This window comes from Devosia sp. A369 (assembly GCF_054489345.1).
Genome location: NZ_JBTMWV010000002.1, coordinates 256,699 through 275,246, shown reverse-complemented (window position 1 = coordinate 275,246; position 18,548 = coordinate 256,699). Strand labels below are relative to the sequence as shown.

Below are 18,548 nucleotides of genomic sequence, written 5' to 3'. Positions count from 1 at the left end.
ACAAGGCGAGCCTAGGCCCGGCGCAACAACCGGCTCAGCTCATAGCGTTCCTTGGTCAAACCGAACAACACGTGGTCTTCCCAGCGGCCGTTGATCTGCAGATATTTTTCGGCAAAGCCTTCTTCGACAAAGCCGTTCTTCTCCAGCACCCGGCGCGAGGCCATGTTGCCGGGCAGGAATGCGGCGTGGATTCGGTGCAGATCGAGCGTATCAAACACAAAGGGCAGACTCAGCCCCACGGCTTCGCTCATCATGCCCTGCCCGGCATATTGCTGGCCCATCCAATAGCCGAGATTGACGAATTGGGCGGCGCGGCGCCGCACATTGGAGAGCGTGATGCCGCCCACCAAAACCTCCTGCCCGTCTTGGGCGAGGAAGATGAACAGCGAATAATCGGTGCCCTCTTCGGCCTCTTCACGGGCCCGCTTGACCCTTGTGGCAAAGATGCGCTGCCCCAGATCGGCCTCGGTCCAGCGCGGCTCGAATGGCCGCAGGAAATCGCGGCTGCCCCGGCGCAAAGCGTACCACGACGCATAGTCGCTCATCAGCGGCAGCCGCATCAGCAGACGCGGGCCGCGCAGGGCGATCAGGGGCGTGGGTGACGACCAGGGCCAGAGCATGGCAGTTCGATCGCCCTACCGCTTGAGATGGTCGCTGATGGCACCGACATCGGCGAGGCCACCAATGGGGCCGATGCCCGCCAGGGTCGGCGCGCTCTGGGTGAAAATCTGCTCAGCCACTTCCTGCACCCGCTTGGCGGTGATGCGGTTGATGCGCTCGACGGTTTCGGCCATCGGAATCGGCCGGCCCCACAATATCTGCTGGCGCGCCAGCTGCCCGGCGCGGGCCGAGGGGCTTTCGAGCGACATCAGCAGGCCCGCGCGGATCTGGTTGCGGACGCGGATCACTTCGTCATCGCTGATGGATTCAGTGGCGCGCTTGAGCTCGTCCAGCACCACCGGCACCAGATCACCCACCTCATCCTCGCCGGTTGCCGCGGCAACGCCAAAGACGCCGCTATCGGCAAAGGCCCAGTGGAAGGAATAGACCGAGTAACACAGCCCGCGCTTCTCGCGCACTTCCTGGAACAGGCGCGAACTCATGCCCCCGCCCAGGATCGAGGCCAGCACCTGCGCGGCGTAAAAGCCGTCGGAATTATAGGCGCGGCCCTCGAAGCCGACGACGATGTGGGCCTGCTCGTGGTCAGAAACCAGCCGCTCCTCGCCGCCCTGATATTCGGCACGCTGCGGCGCCGGGGCGCCATTGGGCTTGAGCGTCGAGAAATGCTGCTGCGCCACCTCGACCAGTCCGGCATGATCGACATTACCGGCCGCAGCCATCACCATGTGGTCGCCCACATAGTTGCGGTTCATATATTTGCGGATGGTGTCGGGGCTGAATTCGCGTACCGAATCCACCGTGCCCAAAATCGTCCGGCCAATCGGCTGGGTGGGGAAAGCGGCGGCCTGGAACAGGTCGAACACATGGTCGTCGGGATTGTCGCGCGCCGCGCCGATCTCCTGCACGATCACCTGCTTTTCGCGGGTCAGCTCATCGTCATCAAAAACAGAATTCTGCAAGATATCCGACAGAATATCGGCAGCAAGAACCACGTCATCTTTCAGCACGCGGGCGAAATAGCCGGTGTGTTCGATGGAGGTGGCGGCGTTGAGGTCGCCCCCCACATTCTCGATGGCCTCGGCGATCTGCAACGAGGTGCGCGACGCGGTGCCCTTGAAGGCCATGTGTTCGAGCAGGTGGGAAATGCCGTGCTCAGCCTTGCGTTCGCTGCGGGCCCCGGCCTTGACCCAGACCCCCAGCGAAGCACTTTCGAGATGCGGCATGTCGTCGGTGAGCACCACCATGCCGTTATCCAGGATCGTTGTTTCTACGCTCACGCGAGGCTCCTCCCAGGCCTGGCATTCGAGGGACCGCGTCGGCCCTCGAATGCATCAGGCAGCGCGCGTACGCGCTGAAATGAAATCTTCGACCGCCGTTTGGTCGTTGGCAAGGACGCTTAGGCGTTCCTCGCGCGAATGCAGATCGGCCAGCCAGGCCGGCAGGGCCGGTGCGATGCCGGTGGCATCCTCGACCGCCGCCGGGAATTTGGCCGGATGGGCGGTGCCCAGCGTGACCATCGGCGTCGCCCCGAGATGAGCCCGCGCGACATGCACGCCGACTGCGGTATGCGGATCGAGCAGATAGCCGGCCGCCTTGAGCGTGGTGGCAATCGTCGCCTTGGTCTCGGCCTCGCCGGTGGTGCCGGCGGCAAAGTCGCGGCGGATGGCGGCCAGCGCCTGCTCCGGGACGGCAAAGCCACCCGATTGCCTGAGGCTTTCCATCATGCGGACTACGGCAGCGGCATCGCGGCCGGCGCCCTCAAACAGCAGGCGTTCGAAATTGGACGAAATCTGAATATCCATCGACGGGCTGATGGTGGGCGCCACGCCGTCCATCTCGTAGCGGCCGCTATCCATGGTGCGGCGCAGAATGTCGTTGGCATTGGTGGCGATGATCAGCTGCTCGATCGGCAGGCCCATGGCCTTGGCGCAATAGCCGGCGAAAATATCGCCGAAATTGCCGGTGGGCACGGTGAAGCTGATCTTGCGATGCGGGCTGCCCAGGGAGGCCGCAGCAGTGAAATAATACACGATCTGCGCGACGATGCGGCCCCAATTGATGGAGTTGACGCCGCTGAGGCGCACGCTGTCGCGGAATTTATGGTTGTTGAACATCGCCTTGACGATGTTCTGGCAGTCGTCGAACGTGCCATCGAGCGCGATATTATGCACGTTGGCGTCGAGCACGGTGGTCATCTGCAGGCGCTGCACGGGCGAGGTGCGCCCCTGCGGATGCAGGATGAAGATATCGGTGGTGTCGCGCCCGCGAAACGCCTCGATGGCGGCCGAGCCGGTATCCCCCGAAGTGGCGCCGACAATGGTGGCGCGCAGGCCGCGCTCGGCCAGGATGTGGTCCATCACCCGGCTGAGGAACTGCATGGCCACGTCCTTGAAGGCCAGGGTCGGGCCGTGGAACAGCTCCAGCACGAAATGGTTGGGCTCGATCTCGACCAGCGGCGTCACCGAAGGGTGGCGGAACACGGCATAGGATTCGTCGAGCATCGCCTTGAGAGCTGCCGGGGCAATTTCATTGCCGGTGAAACGGCTGATGATGGCATAGGCGACATCGGCATAGGGCTTGCCGGCGAAACTGGCGATTTCAGCGGGGCTGATCTGGGGCCAGCTCTGGGGAACATAGAGTCCCCCATCGGACGCCAGGCCGGCGAGAACTGCATCCGAAAAACCGAGCACGGGCGCCTGGCCGCGCGTTGAGACAAACTGCATTCGGGGAAAGGGCCCTTTTAGAAACGCTGCAACCTATTCAAACAGCGGGCGAACCGCAAGTTTCACGGACGCCGCTGGCGCCGAAGCCAGAAGCCCAGCATGACCACGGCGACAATGGCGAAGCCATACCAAGTATAGGCATAGCCCAGGTGGTTGTTGGGAAATTCGATGACCGTCTCGCCGCCCTGCGGCAGTTGGCCCGGCGGACCGGCGGGAAGATCGACATAGAACGGGGCGAAGGGCGCCAGCGCCGGATCGACCATCGCGGCCAGCCGTACCGGGTCACGCACCCATTCGATGCGGTTGGAGGTGTCGGGGCCCGGCGTCATGAAGCCGGCCGCCTCGCCAGGACGCAGCAGGCCGGAAATGGTCACCTGGCGCTCATCGCCTTCAGCATCGGTGACAGCGGCTTCCTGATGGCTCTGGGGCACGAAGCCACGATTGACGAACACCGAGCCGCCATCGGCCAGCACGAAGGGCGTCACCACCCAATAGCCCGGGCCCGAGGCGGGGCCATTGGCATTGCTGAGGCTGGTGAACACCGTCACCGTCTGATTGTAGCGGAAGGCGCCGGTCAGCGAGACCGGCTGGAAATTGAGGGCTTCGAGATCGAGGCCCGGCCATTGCGCCATTGGCGGCGCCGACACCGGATCGGCCCCGAGACGGGCGTCGACAGCGGCGATCAACGCTTCCTTCTCGGCGAGGCGCTGCATCTGCCAAGTGCCGAGCCAGAGGCAGGTGGCGGCGAGCGCCAGCATCAGCACGACGAAGGTCCAGGTCATGGCTCGCCCGAGGGCGCGTTGTTCGGTCATTGCTGGCTTCCGGGTCGACAAACAAATTGGGGCGCAGCTTGCGGCTGCGCCCCATGAATTTTGGTGGGCGAACCCTAGTGGCTAAGAGCCACGCCCCAGCTGCCCCACACATAGATGGCAGCAAACAGGAAGATCCAGACCACGTCCACGAAGTGCCAGTACCAGGCGGCCAGCTCGAAGCCGATATGGCGCTGCGGGGTGAAATCACCGCGGACGGCGCGCAGCAGGCAGACGGCGAGGAAGATGGTGCCGATGATGACGTGGAAGCCATGCAGGCCCGTCACCATGAAGAAGGTAGCGCCATACATGTTGCCGCTGAAGCTGAAGCCGGCTTCGCTATATTCGATAGCCTGCACGATGGTGAACAGCACGCCCAGCAACACGGTCAGCCCCAGACCCCACTTGAGACCCTCACGGTCGTTCTCCAGCAGCGCATGGTGCGCCCAGGTGACCGTCGTGCCCGAGGTGAGCAGCAGCAGCGTATTGAACAGCGGCAGGTGGAACGGATCGAACAGTTCCACACCAATCGGCGGCCAGATGCCACCGGTACCGGCAACACGGGCATACTGCTCGATGTCATCGAGGCGGAAGAAGCCGTCGAAATAGGCCCAGAAGAAGCCGAAGAAAACGAAGATTTCCGAGGTGATGAACAGCATCATGCCGTAGCGCAGATGCATCTGCACCACCGGGGTGTGATCGACGCCGTTATTGGCTTCCTTGATCACGTCGCTCCACCACGCATACATGGTGTAGAGCACGCCGGTCAGGCCGATAAAGAACACCCATGGCGTCCACTGGCGCATCCAGAAGACGATGCCCAATGCCAATATCAGTACGGCAGCCGACATGACAAAGGGCCATGGGCTCGGTTCGACCATGTGATAGTCGTGGTTCTTGGCTACTCCGGCCATGGTCAGCTTTCCCCGTTATCTGAAGAGTAGAAGGTATAAGAGAGGGTAATCTCTTTGATGGTTGCGAGTTCGTGGTCATCCGCAAGATCGGGATCCACGAAGAAGACAATCGGCATCTCGGCGGTTTCGCCGGGCTGCAGCGTCTGCTCGGTAAAGCAGAAGCATTCGATCTTGTTGAAATAGACGCCGGCCTTGTCGGGCGACACATTGAATGTCGCCATGCCCGAAATGACCTTGTCGGTATTGTTCGTCGCCACGTAATGCACGGTGTCGACAGTGCCGATCCGGTCAGTGACAGGCGCGGCGGCCTTGACGGTCCAGGCCAGATCTCCGGCCACGTTGGAGTCGAAGCTCACCTTCATTTCGCGGTCGATGGCGCCCTTGGGCGCGCTCTCGGCGATCTGCGGCGTGCCACCAAAGCCGGTGACCTGGCAGAACAGCTGGTAGAGCGGCACGGCCGCATAGGCCACGCCGACCATGCCGGCTGCGATAAACACACCCGTCAATGCCATCCGCTGGTTGCGGCGGCGCGTCATGGCGTCAACATCATGCTGCTTCACATCGGTCATTACAGCGCCCGATCGAACAGAGCCGGCCCCATCTTGATGATGGTCAGCGCGTAAAAGGTCAGGGCGAACAGTGCCAGCGCAACGCCCAGGGCAATCGAGCGACGGCGGCGGATTTTGGCGCGTGCGGCGGCAACTTCAGCCGTTTCCGGCGCGACGCTGCGGATTTCGTCAGGAGAACTCATCAGAACAGTCCCCCGAAACGCGTCAGCAGATTGTCGGTCATGTAGGCGAAGAACAGGACGAACAGATAGCTGAGGGAATAATTGAACAGCGAACGGGCCGACTTGCGCATCGCCACGTCCTCTTTCGTCCGCAGCAGGCGCCAGGCGAAATAGGTGAACGAGGCGCCGGTGATGACGGCAACAGCGGTGTAGATCCAGCCGGCATAGCCGAAGAAGGTCGGCAGCATGGCCGAAGCCGACAGCAGCAATGTATAGGCGAAGATCTGCACCTTGGTGGAGTCGACACCCACGACATTGGGCATCATCGGCACACCGGCAGCGCCATAGTCGGACTGCTTGTAGAGCGCCAGCGCCCAGAAATGCGGCGGGGTCCACAGGAAGATGATGAGGAACAGCACGATGGGTTCAAACGCCACCGAGCCGGTCACCGCCGCCCAGCCCACGATGGGCGGGAAGGCACCCGCAGCACCGCCGATGACGATGTTCTGCGGCGTCGCGCGCTTCAGCCACATCGTATAGACGACGGCATAGAAAAAGATAGTGAAGGCGAGCAGGCCGGCAGCAACCCAATTGGTCGCGAGGCCCAGCAGCGCTACCGAGAACACCGACAGCACCAGCCCGAAGACCAGCGCCTGCTGCGGCGTCATGCGACCAGCCGGGATCGGCCGGTTCTGCGTGCGGCTCATGATCCGGTCGATATCGGCATCATACCACATGTTGAGCGCGCCCGAGGCCCCGGCCCCGATGGCGATGCAGGCAATGGCGATGATCGCCAGCACCGGATTGATACCACCCGGCGCCACGATCAGGCCAACGATGGCGGTGAACACGACCAGCTGCATGACGGATGGCTTCAGCAGCGCGAGGTAATCCTCGACGCTTGCTTCGCCGGTCAGACCGGACAGGTTCCTACTGTCATCGATGAGAGCCACTAGCTTGCCTTTATCCTTGTAATGGCGGGCCGCGCGAACGCGGCCCGGAATTGCATTAATGTGCGTTGGTCGAAGTTTCGAAGTTCGGCAGCGTGGTGAACTGGTGGTGCGGCGGCGGGCTGGACAGGGTCCATTCCAGCGTCGTGGCACCAATGCCCCACGGATTGTCACCAGCCGGACGCTTCTTCCGGAAGGCTTCCCAGGTTGCGTAGAAGAAGATGATCATCGCAACGAAGGTGATGTAGTAGCCGATCGAGGAGACACGGTTCCACAGGGCGAAGGCATCCGGATAGTCGATATAACGACGCGGCATGCCGGCGAGACCGAGGAAGTGCTGCGGGAAGAAGATCAGGTTCACACCGACAAACATGATCCAGAAGTGAGCCTTGGCCATGAACTCGCTGTACATGTAGCCGCTCATCTTGGGGAACCAGTAGTACCAGCCCGCGAAGATGGAGAACACAGCGCCCAGCGACAGCACGTAGTGGAAATGCGCCACGACATAATAGGTGTCGTGCAGCATCCGGTCCGCGCCGGCATTGGCCAGCACCACGCCCGTCACACCACCAACGGTGAACAGGAAGATGAAGCCGATGGCCCAGAGCATGGGCGACTTAAAGGTGATGGAGCCGCCCCACATGGTGGCGATCCACGAGAAGATCTTCACGCCGGTCGGCACTGCGATGACCATGGTGGCGGCCACGAAGTAGCGCTGCACGTCAAGGCTGAGGCCCGTGGTGTACATGTGGTGAGCCCACACGACGAAACCGACGAAGCCGATGGCCACCATGGCATAGGCCATGGCCATGTAGCCGAAGATCGGCTTGCGGCTGAAGGTCGAGACGATGTGGCTGACAATGCCGAAGCCCGGCAGGATCATGATGTACACTTCGGGGTGACCGAAGAACCAGAACAGGTGCTGGAACAGGACCGGGTCACCGCCCTCGGAAGGCTTGAAGAAAGCCGTACCCAGGTTGCGGTCGGTCAGCAGCATGGTGATGGCGCCAGCCAGCACCGGCAGAGCCAGCAGCAGCAGGAAGCCGGTGACGAGCACGGACCAGGCGAACAGCGGCATCTTGTGCAGCGTCATGCCGGGAGCGCGCATGTTGAAGATCGTGGTGATCAGGTTGATGGCGCCCAGGATCGAGCTGATACCGGCCACGTGCAGCGACAGGATCACGAAATCCATAGCCGGACCAGGCATGCCGGTCGTCGAGAGCGGCGGGTAGATCGTCCAGCCGCCACCAGCACCGAGCGCCTCGGGACCAACGCCCTCAACAAACAGGCTGATCATCAGCAGGATGAACGCCGGCGGCAGCAGCCAGAAGGCGATGTTGTTGATGCGCGGGAATGCCGTATCGGGGGCACCGATCATCAGCGGCGCGAAATAGTTGGCAAAGCCGCCCATGGTGGCGGGCATCACCACGAAGAACACCATGATCAGCGCATGCGCCGTGGTGAACACGTTGTACATGTGCTTGCCGGCGTCGAGCGCGGCGTCGCCATCAATGCCATAGACCATCCCGGCGAGGCCGTGGAAAATCTGGATACCCGGCTCCTGCAGTTCCAGGCGCATGACGCCGGACAGCAGGCCACCGATGATCCCCGCCACGATGGCGAAGATCATGTACATAATACCGATATCTTTGTGGTTGGTCGAATAGACCCAACGACGCCAACCGGTCGGCGTATGGTGTTCATGCGCAGGAGCAAGTCCGGCAGCATGGGTCTCGAGGTGAGCTGTTTCGGCCATGTGTTGTTTCCCCTGACCCGTGTTTACTGCACTGCCGCAAGCGTGGCGTTGGCAGCAGCGTAACCGCCGCTTTCATACGCCGCCATGAAGGCGGTGAATTCTTCCTTGGTGACGACGCGCACGGCGATCGGCATGAACGCATGGTCCTTGCCGCACAGCTCAGAGCACTGGCCGTAATAGATGCCGGTCTCGCGTGCATTGAACCAGGTCTCATTGAGACGGCCCGGCACGGCGTCGATCTTGATGCCGAAGGACGGCACGGCGAAAGCGTGGATCACACCGATCGGGTCGGCCGTGATCTGCATGCGCACCGTGGTATCGACCGGAACGACCAGCTCATTGTCGACGGCGAGCAGGCGCGGCTGGTTCGGCTTGTCGGCCAGGCGCTCTTCTTCCTGCAGCATCAGCGACGTCAGGGCGAAACCCTGGTCGACATATTCATAATCCCAGTACCACTGCTGGCCGATGGCCTTGACGGTCAATTCGGGAGCCGGAACCTCGACTTCGCCGAACGAGAAGATGTTGGCGCCGAGATACTTGCGCTCGCCATCAGGGGTGGTGAGCTGGTCGCTCAGCACGCCGAAAGACGGAATGGCAATGATGATCAGCACGACGATCGGCAGGACCGTCCAGATGATCTCGACCATCGTATTATGGGTAAAGCCGGCCGGAACCGGATTGCGCTTGGCGTTGTAGCGGAAAACGATCCACGCCAGCAAAACCAGCACCAGGACAACGATGAAGCTGATGGACCACATCAGGATGCCATCGTGGAAAGCCACGATGGAGTCCATGATCGGGGTCACCGATGGCTGCAGATGAATCTGGCCTGGGACAGGATGTCCCGCTCCACTATCCTGCGCCGTGGCAAGAGCTGGGGCCAGCGCCATTGCGGCCGCCGAAATCGCCCCCATCTTTCTCAAGAACTGCCCGGTCACATTAAACCCCCGTATCGACTTCAACTGGTGCTCCACACCGGGATTGAGGGGCAAAAACAGCGGCATAGCATACGCCGCCCCGACTCAACCTCGGAGCGCAAAAACTCTTCCTGACCTAAATCACATCGCCAAGGCCGAGTCCATTGCGGCAAGCGGGCGCGCCACTGCGTCATATTGTTCGAGGCCAACCGCAAAAATGCCTCACCACCGCCGCAGTTTGGCGCGCATAAGCCTTGCAAAACGGGGCTTTGGTTGACTTGAACCCCAGCCTGTCGGAAACAGGAAAGCTCGCGTTCGCGCGCGATTCGTCTGGAGAATTGATACAGTGAAGCCAATTGTGAAGCGTCGCCTGGCCGGTCTGGGCCTTGCACTTATGGCAGTGGCGGCAGCAGCCGGCGCCAGCTTCGGTCAGGGCGTGGTCCGCGCCCAGTATGGCGACTGGCAGATGAGCTGCGACACGCCCCCCGGCGCCAGTTTTGAACAATGCGCCATCATCCAGAATGTGATGGCCGAGGATCAGCCCAATGTGGGCCTGTCGGTCATCGTGCTGCGCACGGCGGATCGTGAAGCCCGCCTGCTGCGCGTGCTGGCCCCACTCGGCGTGCTGCTGCCCAACGGGCTCGGGCTCAATGTCGATGGCGAAGATATGGGCCGCGTCGCCTTTGTGCGCTGCCTGCCCAATGGCTGCGTCGCCGAAGTGGTGCTTGATGACACGCTGATCGAAACCTTGTCGAAAGGCAGCAATGCCATTTTCGTCGTGTTCAAGACCCCCGAAGAAGGTATCGGCATCCCCGTATCGCTCAATGGGTTTGCTGATGGCTTCGCCCAACTCCCCTGATCCGGAGTAAAGCCGATGACTGACGAGCACCGCATATCGCCACGCCAGCGCACGCTGAAAGGCGGGCGCATCGTGGTCAATGACGGGTTTTCGACCTTTCAATGCACCGTGCGCAATATGTCGGAGACCGGCGCTCGCCTCAAACTGCCCAGCATTGTCGGCATTCCCGACAGCTTCCAACTGGTGATGGATGACGGCCGTAAATTCGCCTGCACCGTCGTCTGGCGCACCGCCACCGAAATCGGCGTCACCTACGCCGCAACCTGAACAAAAAAGCCGGACAAGCGCTCAACGCACTGGTCCGGCAAGTCATCAGGAAACGGGACCGACGGCAAAACCGGCCCGGAAGATGGCACGAGCGCGCATAGCGATTGTCCGTACCAACAGGGACGCGTCGGCATCAGGCTGACGCAAATCCGGCTTGATCAGAGGCGGGCGCTGCAGGCGCGGGCGGCGCTGAGCACCCGACCAGCCTGGCCCGGCGTGGTCATCGCCACGACAACGTCATCACGTGAAATGCCGAGATCGCTGAGGCGACTGTGATCGAGATCCAGCAGGGCTGACAACGCGACCCGTCGGGTATGCGCGGCCTGGGCCTGGGCGATCCAGCGCGCGAAGGCGGCAATTGGATTGGCTGGCGTGGCGGCCGCGATTGACCGCTCGCCGGGGAGCGAGAGAGCCATGATAGTCTCCAAACATGTGGTTGTGCCGAGGGAGGTCGGCGGGGCCGGCGCGAGAATATTGCGTCGATGATCAAGAGCTAACGCTCTGGACATCCATTCGTCCAACAAATAGATTTCATCTACCCTATCAAATTGAGTGATGGTGATTGCGATGGCATCTCCCCTCGATCTCGATCAATTGCAGAGCTTCTGCGCCATTGCCGATTGCGGCAGTTTCACCGAGGCAGCGCGCCGGGTGAACAAGACCCAGTCGGCGGTGTCGATGCAGATCAAGCGGCTGGAAGAACGGCTGGGCCAGTCGCTGCTGACCCGCGATGGCCGCAGCGTGACGCTGACCCTGCATGGCGAGGCGCTCTATGCCCGCGCTCGCAAGATGCTGCGCACCAATGCCGAAATTCTCGATCATTTCTCCGATGGCGACCTGGCCGGCTCGATCCGCTTCGGCGTGCCCGACGACTATGCCGTCCGCCTGCTGCCGGTGATCCTTTCCAGCTTCCAGCGCACCCACCCCAAGATCGCCGTCGACGTCGCCTGCATGGCCTCCGAACATTTGCTCGAAGGCATGCGCGCTGGCCGCTACGATCTCATCGTCTTCACCCAGGGCACCGAGCAGAATTACGGCGAGCTGTTCCGCACCGAAAAAATGTTCTGGGTGGCCAGCCATGGCGGGCGGGCTTTGGCCAGCGATCCGGTGGCCATCGCCTGCGGGCCGCAATATTGCATCTGGCGCAAGGACGCTATGGAAGCGCTGGACCGCAGCGGGCGGGACTATCGCATCGCCTATACCTCCTCCAACGCCACCGCGATTTCGAGCGCCGTGCTGTCGGACCTGGCTGTCGGCTTCCTGCCGGAAAGCGCGCTACAGCCGGGCATGCGCGTGATCAATGACGAGATCGCCCTGCCCCGGCTCAACGACGCCCAGATCGCGCTCAAGCGGGCCAGCCACGCCTATGGTGGCATCTATGACGCGCTGGCCAATCATATCGTCCAGTCGATGGGCAATCTCGACGCACCACGCGGGGCCGAGGCGGCGGAGTAGTCGCCCTCGGTCGCCGCCCTCGGGTCGAGCCCAACCCTCGATCGTCACCCTCGGGCTTGACCCGAGGGCTCTTCACTTCCCCAGGTCAGACGAAGTGCAGCATCCTCGGGTCGAGCCCGAGGATGACGGTCTGTGGGTGACTTTGTGGACGAGCCCTCACCGAACCCTTGACCAGCCCCTTCTGATATCGCACCAGAGAGCATGGCCGACACCCTCACCAATGCCGCCGAATTTACCGTCAGCGAAATCTCCCAAGCGGTCAAACGCACCGTCGAGGATGAGTTCGGCCATGTGCGCGTCCGCGGCGAAATTTCCGGCTTTCGCGGACAACATTCCTCGGGCCACGCCTATTTCACCCTTAAGGATGAAAGCGCCTCAATCGACGCGGTGGTATGGAAAACCAGCTATGCCAAGCTGAGCTTCAAGCCGCAGGAAGGGCTGGAGGTGATCGTCACCGGCCGGCTCACCACCTTCCCGCGCTCCTCCAAATACCAGATCGTCATCGACAATATCGAGCCGGCCGGCGCCGGCGCGCTGATGGCATTGCTCGAAGAGCGGCGGAAAAAGCTGCTGGCCGAGGGCCTGTTCGACCGCGACCGCAAGCGCGCCCTCCCCTATCTGCCGCGCGTCATCGGCGTCATCACCTCGCCCACCGGCGCGGTGATCCGCGATATTCTGCATCGCCTCGACGACCGCTTCCCCAGTCATGTGCTGGTGTGGCCGGTGCGGGTGCAGGGTGACACCTGCGCGCCCGAAGTTGTCAACGCCATCGAAGGCTTTAACGCGCTGCTACCCGACGGACCGATTCCTCGCCCCGATCTGCTGATCGTGGCCCGCGGCGGCGGCTCCATCGAGGACCTGTGGGGCTTCAACGAGGAAGCTGTAGTCCGCGCTGTCGCCGCCAGCGGCATTCCAATCATTTCAGCTATCGGTCACGAAACCGATACGACGCTGGTCGACTACGCCTCGGACATGCGCGCGCCCACGCCCACCGCAGCCGCAGAAGCGGCGGTGCCGGTGCGGGCCGAACTGATCGGCTATGTCGACGATCTGGGCTCGCGCCAGCGTCAGGCCGCGCGCCGGCTGACCGGCAGTGCCCGTGACCGCCTGCGCGCCGCCGCAGCCGGCCTGCCCCGCCCCGGCGATCTCGTTGCCACCCAGCGTCAGCGCCTCGACCATGCCGCCAGCAATCTGTTTACCGGGTTGCGCCACTCCGTGCAGGAGCACCGCCTGCAATTTTCGCGGCTCGAGCCTCGCCTCGGCCCCAAACTGCTGGAGCGTCGTCAGGCCGAATTTAGCGAGCGGCTGCGCAATCTCTCCATGCGCGCCGATGCCGGCCTGCGCCAGACCGTCGATCGTGCCCGCCTGACCCATAATCCACGTGCCGAACGCCTCGCCGCTGCTGCCGGCCGACTGGTCGAACGCAAGCGCGCCCAATTCGATGCCATATCGCCCAAGCTGTCGCCAAATGCGCTCAAGTCCGAACTGCGCCACTCCCAGGGCCAGTTGGCGCCACTGACCGCAAGACTGCTGGCCGGCATCACCCAGACGCTGGCCGACCGCCGCGCGGGGCTGGCCCAATCGGGCAAGCTGTTGGCCTCGCTGAGCTACAAAAATGTGCTGGCGCGCGGCTATGCGGTGATCAAGGATGGCGAGGGCAATCTGGTGCAGCAACGCGCTGGCCTGCAGCCAGGCGACATGGTGGCTATCGAGTTCGCCGATGGCGCAGTGGGCGCGACCATTGCCGGCAGTCCGGCGGTCAAAAAGAAGCCCCGTCCCGCCTCGGACGGCGACACGCAGGAAAGCCTCTTTTGATCTGGCGCATTGCTCGCTATATCGATGCAACGCTTGAAGGAGTGCCAGCATGAACATCTTCGACAAGGGCTTCGCGCCCACCGAGGCGGTCATCCGCTATCTTGATGGCGACTATGTCGTGCTCAAGCCCGGCAGCTTCGTGCGCTGCGCCATCACGCAAAAGCCCATTCCGCTCGATGAACTGTTTTACTGGAGCGTCGACCGGCAGGAGCCCTATGCCGACGCCGTTGCCGCCCACACCGCTTTCGAGCGCTTCGGCCGCGGAGTCTGACGGTGGCGGCCGCAGCGTCGGGCCCCAGCCGGTTCCTTTTCATTTCCAACGGTCATGGCGAAGACGCCATCGCCGCAGCCGTCATTGCCCAGCTCCCCAATACGGTCGCCGTTGAAGCCTATCCGATGATCGGCGCCGGCAATGCCTATACCGGGGTCTGCCCGATTGTCGGGCCACGCGCCACGCTGGCCTCCGAAGGCTGGCGCAATGTTAAAGGCTCACTGCGCCGCGACATCGCCACCGGCGGTCTGGGCACCGTGCCCCCGGCCCTCGGCTTCCTTCGCAAGATGGTCGGAAAATATGATCGCGTGGTCGTGGTCGGCGACATGGTCGGGGTGCTGGCCTGCTACCTCACCGGCCATCGTGGCCTCTATTATCTCGACGTCTACAAAACCGGCGCCGCCCGGCTCTATTCCAGCGCCGAACGCTGGACCATCAAGCGCGCCTGCACCACGATCTTCTGCCGCTCCGACAGCCTGGCGCAGGTGCTGGAACAGGCCGGCGTCGATGCGCGCTCGGCCGGCAATGTGATGATGGACACCATTCCGCAGGGCGATTACGACGCCAACAGCAGGCGCAGCCGGCCAATGGCGGTGACGCTGCTGCCGGGCAGTCGCGCACTGACGGCGGAAAGCTTTGCCCTCCAGGTCGATGCGCTGCGCACCCTGCCGACCGAATTGCGCCCGGATGTCTTCCTCGCCGTCGCCGGCAGCATCAATGTCGATGATCTGGCGCGCAAGACCGGGCTCAAACGCACCTCCATGCTCAGTGTCGAGCCGGGTGATCTCGGCGAACTTTCCGACGGCGACCTGACCATCCACATGGCGCGTGGCGGGGCGATGGGCAATCTGCTGCTGGCCTCCGATGTCGTGCTGTCGCAGGCCGGCACCGCCACGGTGCAGGCACTGGGCCTGGGCAAGCCGGTAATCACCTTCATCAACCCACGCGACCGCCGCTCGCGCTTCAACGACGAACAGCAACTCTTCGGCGAAGCCCGCACCGTCACCACCGCGGAGGCCCCCGCCATCGGGGCCGCCCTGCACCATTTGCTGGAAAATGATGATGAGCGCCGCCGGCTGGCCGGCATCGGCCGCCAGCGCATCGGCGGCCCAGGAGCCATCCACGCCATCATCGACGCCCTGGTGCGCTAAGGCTGGCTGGCCAAAGTGGCGCGCTGCAAGGCCATCAGGTAGCCCAAGACCAGCACAAACAGCATGGTTTGCGGCAAGATACCGAACATGGCGTTGGTCAGCCCCAACACGCCATAGCTCACCACCAGCATGATACTGCCCAACACCAGCGCGTGGTTTTTCCGCGCCGCCGCAGGCCATAGCAACACCAGCGGCGACAGCATGACGAAGCAATAGGCGAGGATACCGAACAGGCCTGCCATGGCGGCAAAATTGGCCAAATCGTTGTGGTAATTGTCCAATTCGGCCAACCCAGCCATACCCGGATACAGTTGGTTGGCGAAGGGCATGATCTGGCCCAGCCCAATCCCCACGATTGGCGACGATTTGAACGCCGCCAAAGCCGAATTCAGCATCGCCAACCGGATGCTATCCTGTTCCCGGATCGCCTGTGCCACTGGCGTCTGCGCAATGAGCACGGACAGCTCGGACGCGTCAGGGACCTGCTCGGGCGGAAGCCCCGCGGCGGCCTGGGCAATCTCGTGGTCGGCCAACTCGGCCGCATCAAAGAGCATGGTGGTTGCGCGATTATCTGGCGAGAGTGTCGTCAGCCCTACCGCCGCAGCCAATATAATTGCCACCCCGACAAGGGTCAGCCAATCGCGCCGGTTCCACCACACCAGGAAGGGAACCGCCACTGCCGCCGTCGCGAACCAGGCCAGCAATGGGCCACGGGAGCCCGACAGCAGGACCGCGACCAAGCCAGCCAGTGGCCCGATCAAAAACAGCAGCCGCATCGGCGATCGCCCGGCAACAACCCCTGTCAGGGCCATGAAGCCCAGCACGGCAGCAATGCCGCCATAGTGGATGGGATTATTGCCGACACCAACGCGCATGCCCTCAATCGACGCGGTCTCGGCGAGCCCCATCAGGCAGGCGGTCACGGCACCGGTCAGGCAGGCCAGGGCAAAGGCATAAGGTGACAGCCATTCCGGGCTGCGCTGGATCAGCACTGCGACGCCGGGCGCCAGCAAAAATGCTGAGAACACGGCCAGCGGCAGCAGATCCAGTTCACTCTTATAGACAAAGGGAATGGTGAGCGCGATCAGCACCAGAGCCAGCAGCGGGAGTCGAGCCGGCCAGGTCTTCAGCACGGCGTCACGGCTAACCAGCGCCAGCCCCAGCCCAAACAGGCCGGCCGCCAACACGATATAGTCGGCCACGAAGGGCGCCGTGCCCATGAAGGCGAGCCCGGAGACCAACATGATGCTGGAAAGGGAATTCAGCACGCCGCTATCCTCGTCTAATACAGCAAAAAACCTGACCGCGAAGTCTTACGGCTTGTAGGTTTCGGGCTCGAGCAGGCGGTGCAGGTGGACGATGAAATAACGCGTATGGGCGTTGTCGACGGTCATCTGCGCCTTCTGCTTCCACACCGCATAGGCCGATGCATAGTTGGGGTAGAGCCCGACGATGTCGACCTTGTCGAGATCGGAGAAGGTCACGCCCTCAAGGCTCGACAATTCGCCGCCGATCACGAGATGCAACAGCTGCTTGGTGGGATCTTCATTTGCCATCGGTCAGGTCCGTCAGTGAGGGAATGGAGAGTTCGGTGTCGCCGGCATCGGGCGCGGGACAACCATAGACTTTGATCAGTGCCGCGTGCACCAGCGGTTTTAGGCTCATGTCGCTCAGCGCTGCAAGCGCCCCGTGGCGCACGTCCCGCTTGTTGAATAGCGGGAACCCCTCGCACACATCAGCAAAATCGATGCCCGCCTCGTTCAGAATGAGCGCGGCGGCGGCAATATCCCAGTCCTGGCTGCCGCGCCGGGCCACGGCGGCGTCGAGCTTGCCGGTGGCCACCTGCACCAGCCGATAGGCCAGCGAGGGGAAAGCGGGGCCGCGGGTATAATGCAGGCCGGCCGTCTGCATCTCCTGATGCACGGCGCCCGGCGCCGGAATCAGCGGTGGCGCACCGGCCCGGCGGCTACGGCGAATGAGCTGGCCATTGAGACGCGCGCCGCCACCCTTGAGCCCGTCATACATTTCATCGCGCACCGGGGCATAGACCACCCCCGCCACCGGCACGCCATTTTCGACCACCGCCAGCGAAACCGTCCAGCTGTCCTCGCCGCGCAGGAACCCGCGCGTCCCGTCAATCGGATCGACGATAAACACCCGTTCGCATTGCAGCCGGCTAGGATTGTCGGCGGTTTCCTCGCTCAGCCAGCCATAATCGGGACGGGCATGCAGTAAAGAGGAGGCCAGATAGCGGTCGACCAGGATATCGGCCTCGCTCACCGGCGAGGCATTCTCCTTGTTCCAGCTCTTGACGTCGCGCCGGAAGAAGCTGCTGGCAATGATCCCGGCCGCGACCGCAGAGGAGCGGAGCAGTTCGAGATCGTCACTGTAACTGGTGGCGGGCGCTGGCATTGCGGGCCTTTTAGGCTTGGCGCGTGCCTTGGGCAAGGCCCCCGCCCCGCCGCAGCGCCGGGTGGCGGAATATGGCACGGTTAATGCCACCGCACCGAGCGCGGTTAATCGGTTCCTACCCGGTGCAAGACACCGCTAACCCTCTCGAAAAACAAGATAAACTTAACCCAACCGATTAAGGAGGCAGGTAAGGCGGCGCGCTATGGTGGGGGCATAAAGAGAGCGCAAAAAACAGCTCTCGAAGTTGACAGGAAGGCGAATTCAAATGGTTCATGGTGTCGCGATGGAAGGGACTTCGGTCGTTCTCGCATTCGGCCGCCCGACGCTGGCAGATCGCCGCTTCGTGGCTGCCAACGACAACGGCCCCAAAGATCCCGTCAAGACCGTTACCGTGCGCCGCATGCTGGAACAGAGCGGCGTGGCCATCAAGGTCAAGGTGCCGGTCACTGAATTCATCGGCGTCGCCGTGGCGACCCGCATCTCCGAAGAAGGCGTGCTGACCAGCTCGATCGAGCTGGTCCACTCCGACAACGAACTGAATTATCGCGTGTTTGAGGAAGAGGGCAATCACAACGTCGTCGCGGAATGGCAGAACTGGGGCAAGAAGCTCCGCCTGCCGCTGTTCATCAAGGCCGGCGACGGCGCCTATATGCCCTATAGCCAGCAGGTTGATGGCGTCATGGTCGGCAGCTCGGCCTCGCGCCGCAAGCTGGTCGCCGAAGCCAATCGCCGCCCGCGTTTCCTCAACCGCCGCAAGCCGGGCGCCCAGCCCGACGGCTAAGTTTACTGCGCCTCCAAAGCACGTCAAAAGGGGTGAACCGGTGGTGCGGTTCGCCCCTTTGGCGTTTTAAAAAATACGCCACCGCCGCATGGTGTGCATATTGAGCCGCCCGGAGGA

21 protein-coding genes are annotated in these 18,548 nt (G+C 62.8%); 7 read left to right on the top strand and 14 right to left on the bottom strand.

Annotation, left to right across the window (positions count from 1 at the left end):
- Window positions 1–11 precede the first annotated feature (11 nt).
- The 10 genes from ACX3OZ_RS04830 to coxB form a co-directional block, all read right to left on the bottom strand.
- The gene (locus ACX3OZ_RS04830; protein WP_459096648.1) at window positions 12–620 is read right to left on the bottom strand and encodes a GNAT family N-acetyltransferase; all 609 of its coding nucleotides are present in this window, start codon (window positions 618–620) and stop codon (window positions 12–14) included.
- A gap of 15 nt (window positions 621–635) precedes the next feature.
- Window positions 636–1,898: a M16 family metallopeptidase gene (locus tag ACX3OZ_RS04825; RefSeq protein WP_459096647.1), complete on the bottom strand. Its 1,263-nt coding sequence runs from the start codon at window positions 1,896–1,898 to the stop codon at window positions 636–638.
- Between the two features lie 54 nt (window positions 1,899–1,952).
- Complete coding sequence (gene thrC / locus ACX3OZ_RS04820) at window positions 1,953–3,344, bottom strand: threonine synthase (RefSeq protein WP_459103943.1); 1,392 nt, start codon at window positions 3,342–3,344, stop codon at window positions 1,953–1,955.
- A gap of 62 nt (window positions 3,345–3,406) precedes the next feature.
- Window positions 3,407–4,156 (bottom strand): SURF1 family protein, encoded by a 750-nt coding sequence (locus ACX3OZ_RS04815; RefSeq protein WP_459096645.1) that lies wholly within the window; start codon window positions 4,154–4,156, stop codon window positions 3,407–3,409.
- Window positions 4,157–4,230: 74 nt separating this feature from the next.
- Window positions 4,231–5,067: a cytochrome c oxidase subunit 3 gene (locus ACX3OZ_RS04810; protein WP_459096644.1), complete on the bottom strand. Its 837-nt coding sequence runs from the start codon at window positions 5,065–5,067 to the stop codon at window positions 4,231–4,233.
- Between the two features lie 2 nt (window positions 5,068–5,069).
- The gene (locus tag ACX3OZ_RS04805; RefSeq protein WP_459096643.1) at window positions 5,070–5,636 is read right to left on the bottom strand and encodes a cytochrome c oxidase assembly protein; all 567 of its coding nucleotides are present in this window, start codon (window positions 5,634–5,636) and stop codon (window positions 5,070–5,072) included.
- Window positions 5,636–5,818: a hypothetical protein gene (locus tag ACX3OZ_RS04800; protein ID WP_459096642.1), complete on the bottom strand. Its 183-nt coding sequence runs from the start codon at window positions 5,816–5,818 to the stop codon at window positions 5,636–5,638. Before ACX3OZ_RS04800 ends, ACX3OZ_RS04805 begins: the two co-directional genes overlap by 1 nt.
- Window positions 5,818–6,750 (bottom strand): heme o synthase, encoded by a 933-nt coding sequence (locus ACX3OZ_RS04795; protein ID WP_459096641.1) that lies wholly within the window; start codon window positions 6,748–6,750, stop codon window positions 5,818–5,820. The genes ACX3OZ_RS04800 and ACX3OZ_RS04795 overlap by 1 nt, the downstream gene beginning before the upstream one ends.
- Window positions 6,751–6,805: 55 nt before the next feature.
- Complete coding sequence (gene ctaD, locus ACX3OZ_RS04790; protein WP_459096640.1) at window positions 6,806–8,503, bottom strand: cytochrome c oxidase subunit I; 1,698 nt, start codon at window positions 8,501–8,503, stop codon at window positions 6,806–6,808.
- Window positions 8,504–8,526: 23 nt separating this feature from the next.
- Window positions 8,527–9,465 (bottom strand): cytochrome c oxidase subunit II, encoded by a 939-nt coding sequence (gene coxB, locus ACX3OZ_RS04785; protein WP_459096639.1) that lies wholly within the window; start codon window positions 9,463–9,465, stop codon window positions 8,527–8,529.
- Window positions 9,466–9,814: 349 nt separating this feature from the next.
- On the opposite strand from coxB, the gene ACX3OZ_RS04780 reads away from it, so the two are divergent.
- Both ACX3OZ_RS04780 and ACX3OZ_RS04775 read left to right on the top strand, forming a co-directional pair.
- Window positions 9,815–10,279, top strand: a complete 465-nt coding sequence (locus ACX3OZ_RS04780; RefSeq protein ID WP_459096736.1) for an invasion associated locus B family protein — start codon at window positions 9,815–9,817, stop codon at window positions 10,277–10,279.
- Window positions 10,280–10,294: 15 nt separating this feature from the next.
- A complete protein-coding gene (locus tag ACX3OZ_RS04775; protein WP_459096638.1) occupies window positions 10,295–10,546 on the top strand; it encodes a PilZ domain-containing protein in 252 nt (83 codons plus the stop codon).
- Between the two features lie 158 nt (window positions 10,547–10,704).
- On the opposite strand, the gene ACX3OZ_RS04770 is transcribed toward ACX3OZ_RS04775, so the two are convergent.
- A complete protein-coding gene (locus ACX3OZ_RS04770; RefSeq protein WP_459096637.1) occupies window positions 10,705–10,962 on the bottom strand; it encodes a hypothetical protein in 258 nt (85 codons plus the stop codon).
- Window positions 10,963–11,113: 151 nt separating this feature from the next.
- On the opposite strand from ACX3OZ_RS04770, the gene ACX3OZ_RS04765 reads away from it, so the two are divergent.
- From ACX3OZ_RS04765 to ACX3OZ_RS04750, 4 genes are all read left to right on the top strand, one after another.
- Window positions 11,114–12,001, top strand: coding sequence for a LysR family transcriptional regulator (locus ACX3OZ_RS04765; RefSeq protein WP_459096636.1), 888 nt, complete (start codon window positions 11,114–11,116; stop codon window positions 11,999–12,001).
- Between the two features lie 201 nt (window positions 12,002–12,202).
- Complete coding sequence (xseA, locus tag ACX3OZ_RS04760) at window positions 12,203–13,816, top strand: exodeoxyribonuclease VII large subunit (protein WP_459096635.1); 1,614 nt, start codon at window positions 12,203–12,205, stop codon at window positions 13,814–13,816.
- A 49-nt stretch (window positions 13,817–13,865) separates the two neighbouring features.
- Window positions 13,866–14,087, top strand: coding sequence for a DUF2093 domain-containing protein (locus ACX3OZ_RS04755; protein WP_459096634.1), 222 nt, complete (start codon window positions 13,866–13,868; stop codon window positions 14,085–14,087).
- A 2-nt stretch (window positions 14,088–14,089) separates the two neighbouring features.
- Window positions 14,090–15,238 (top strand): hypothetical protein, encoded by a 1,149-nt coding sequence (locus ACX3OZ_RS04750; RefSeq protein WP_459103942.1) that lies wholly within the window; start codon window positions 14,090–14,092, stop codon window positions 15,236–15,238.
- Here ACX3OZ_RS04750 and ACX3OZ_RS04745 read toward each other — a convergent pair.
- From ACX3OZ_RS04745 to ACX3OZ_RS04735, 3 genes are read right to left on the bottom strand one after another with little or no spacing between them, the layout of a single operon-like run.
- Window positions 15,235–16,506 (bottom strand): O-antigen ligase family protein, encoded by a 1,272-nt coding sequence (locus tag ACX3OZ_RS04745; protein ID WP_459103941.1) that lies wholly within the window; start codon window positions 16,504–16,506, stop codon window positions 15,235–15,237. The genes ACX3OZ_RS04750 and ACX3OZ_RS04745 overlap by 4 nt on opposite strands.
- Window positions 16,507–16,551: 45 nt before the next feature.
- Window positions 16,552–16,794: a DUF4170 domain-containing protein gene (locus ACX3OZ_RS04740; protein ID WP_459096631.1), complete on the bottom strand. Its 243-nt coding sequence runs from the start codon at window positions 16,792–16,794 to the stop codon at window positions 16,552–16,554.
- Window positions 16,784–17,650, bottom strand: coding sequence for a 3'(2'),5'-bisphosphate nucleotidase CysQ (locus ACX3OZ_RS04735; protein WP_459096630.1), 867 nt, complete (start codon window positions 17,648–17,650; stop codon window positions 16,784–16,786). Before ACX3OZ_RS04735 ends, ACX3OZ_RS04740 begins: the two co-directional genes overlap by 11 nt.
- A 265-nt stretch (window positions 17,651–17,915) precedes the next feature.
- On the opposite strand from ACX3OZ_RS04735, the gene ACX3OZ_RS04730 reads away from it, so the two are divergent.
- Window positions 17,916–18,431 carry a DUF6101 family protein gene (locus tag ACX3OZ_RS04730; RefSeq protein WP_459103940.1) on the top strand — a complete coding sequence of 172 codons (516 nt, stop codon included), beginning with the start codon at window positions 17,916–17,918 and terminating at the stop codon, window positions 18,429–18,431.
- Window positions 18,432–18,548: the final 117 nt, after the last annotated feature.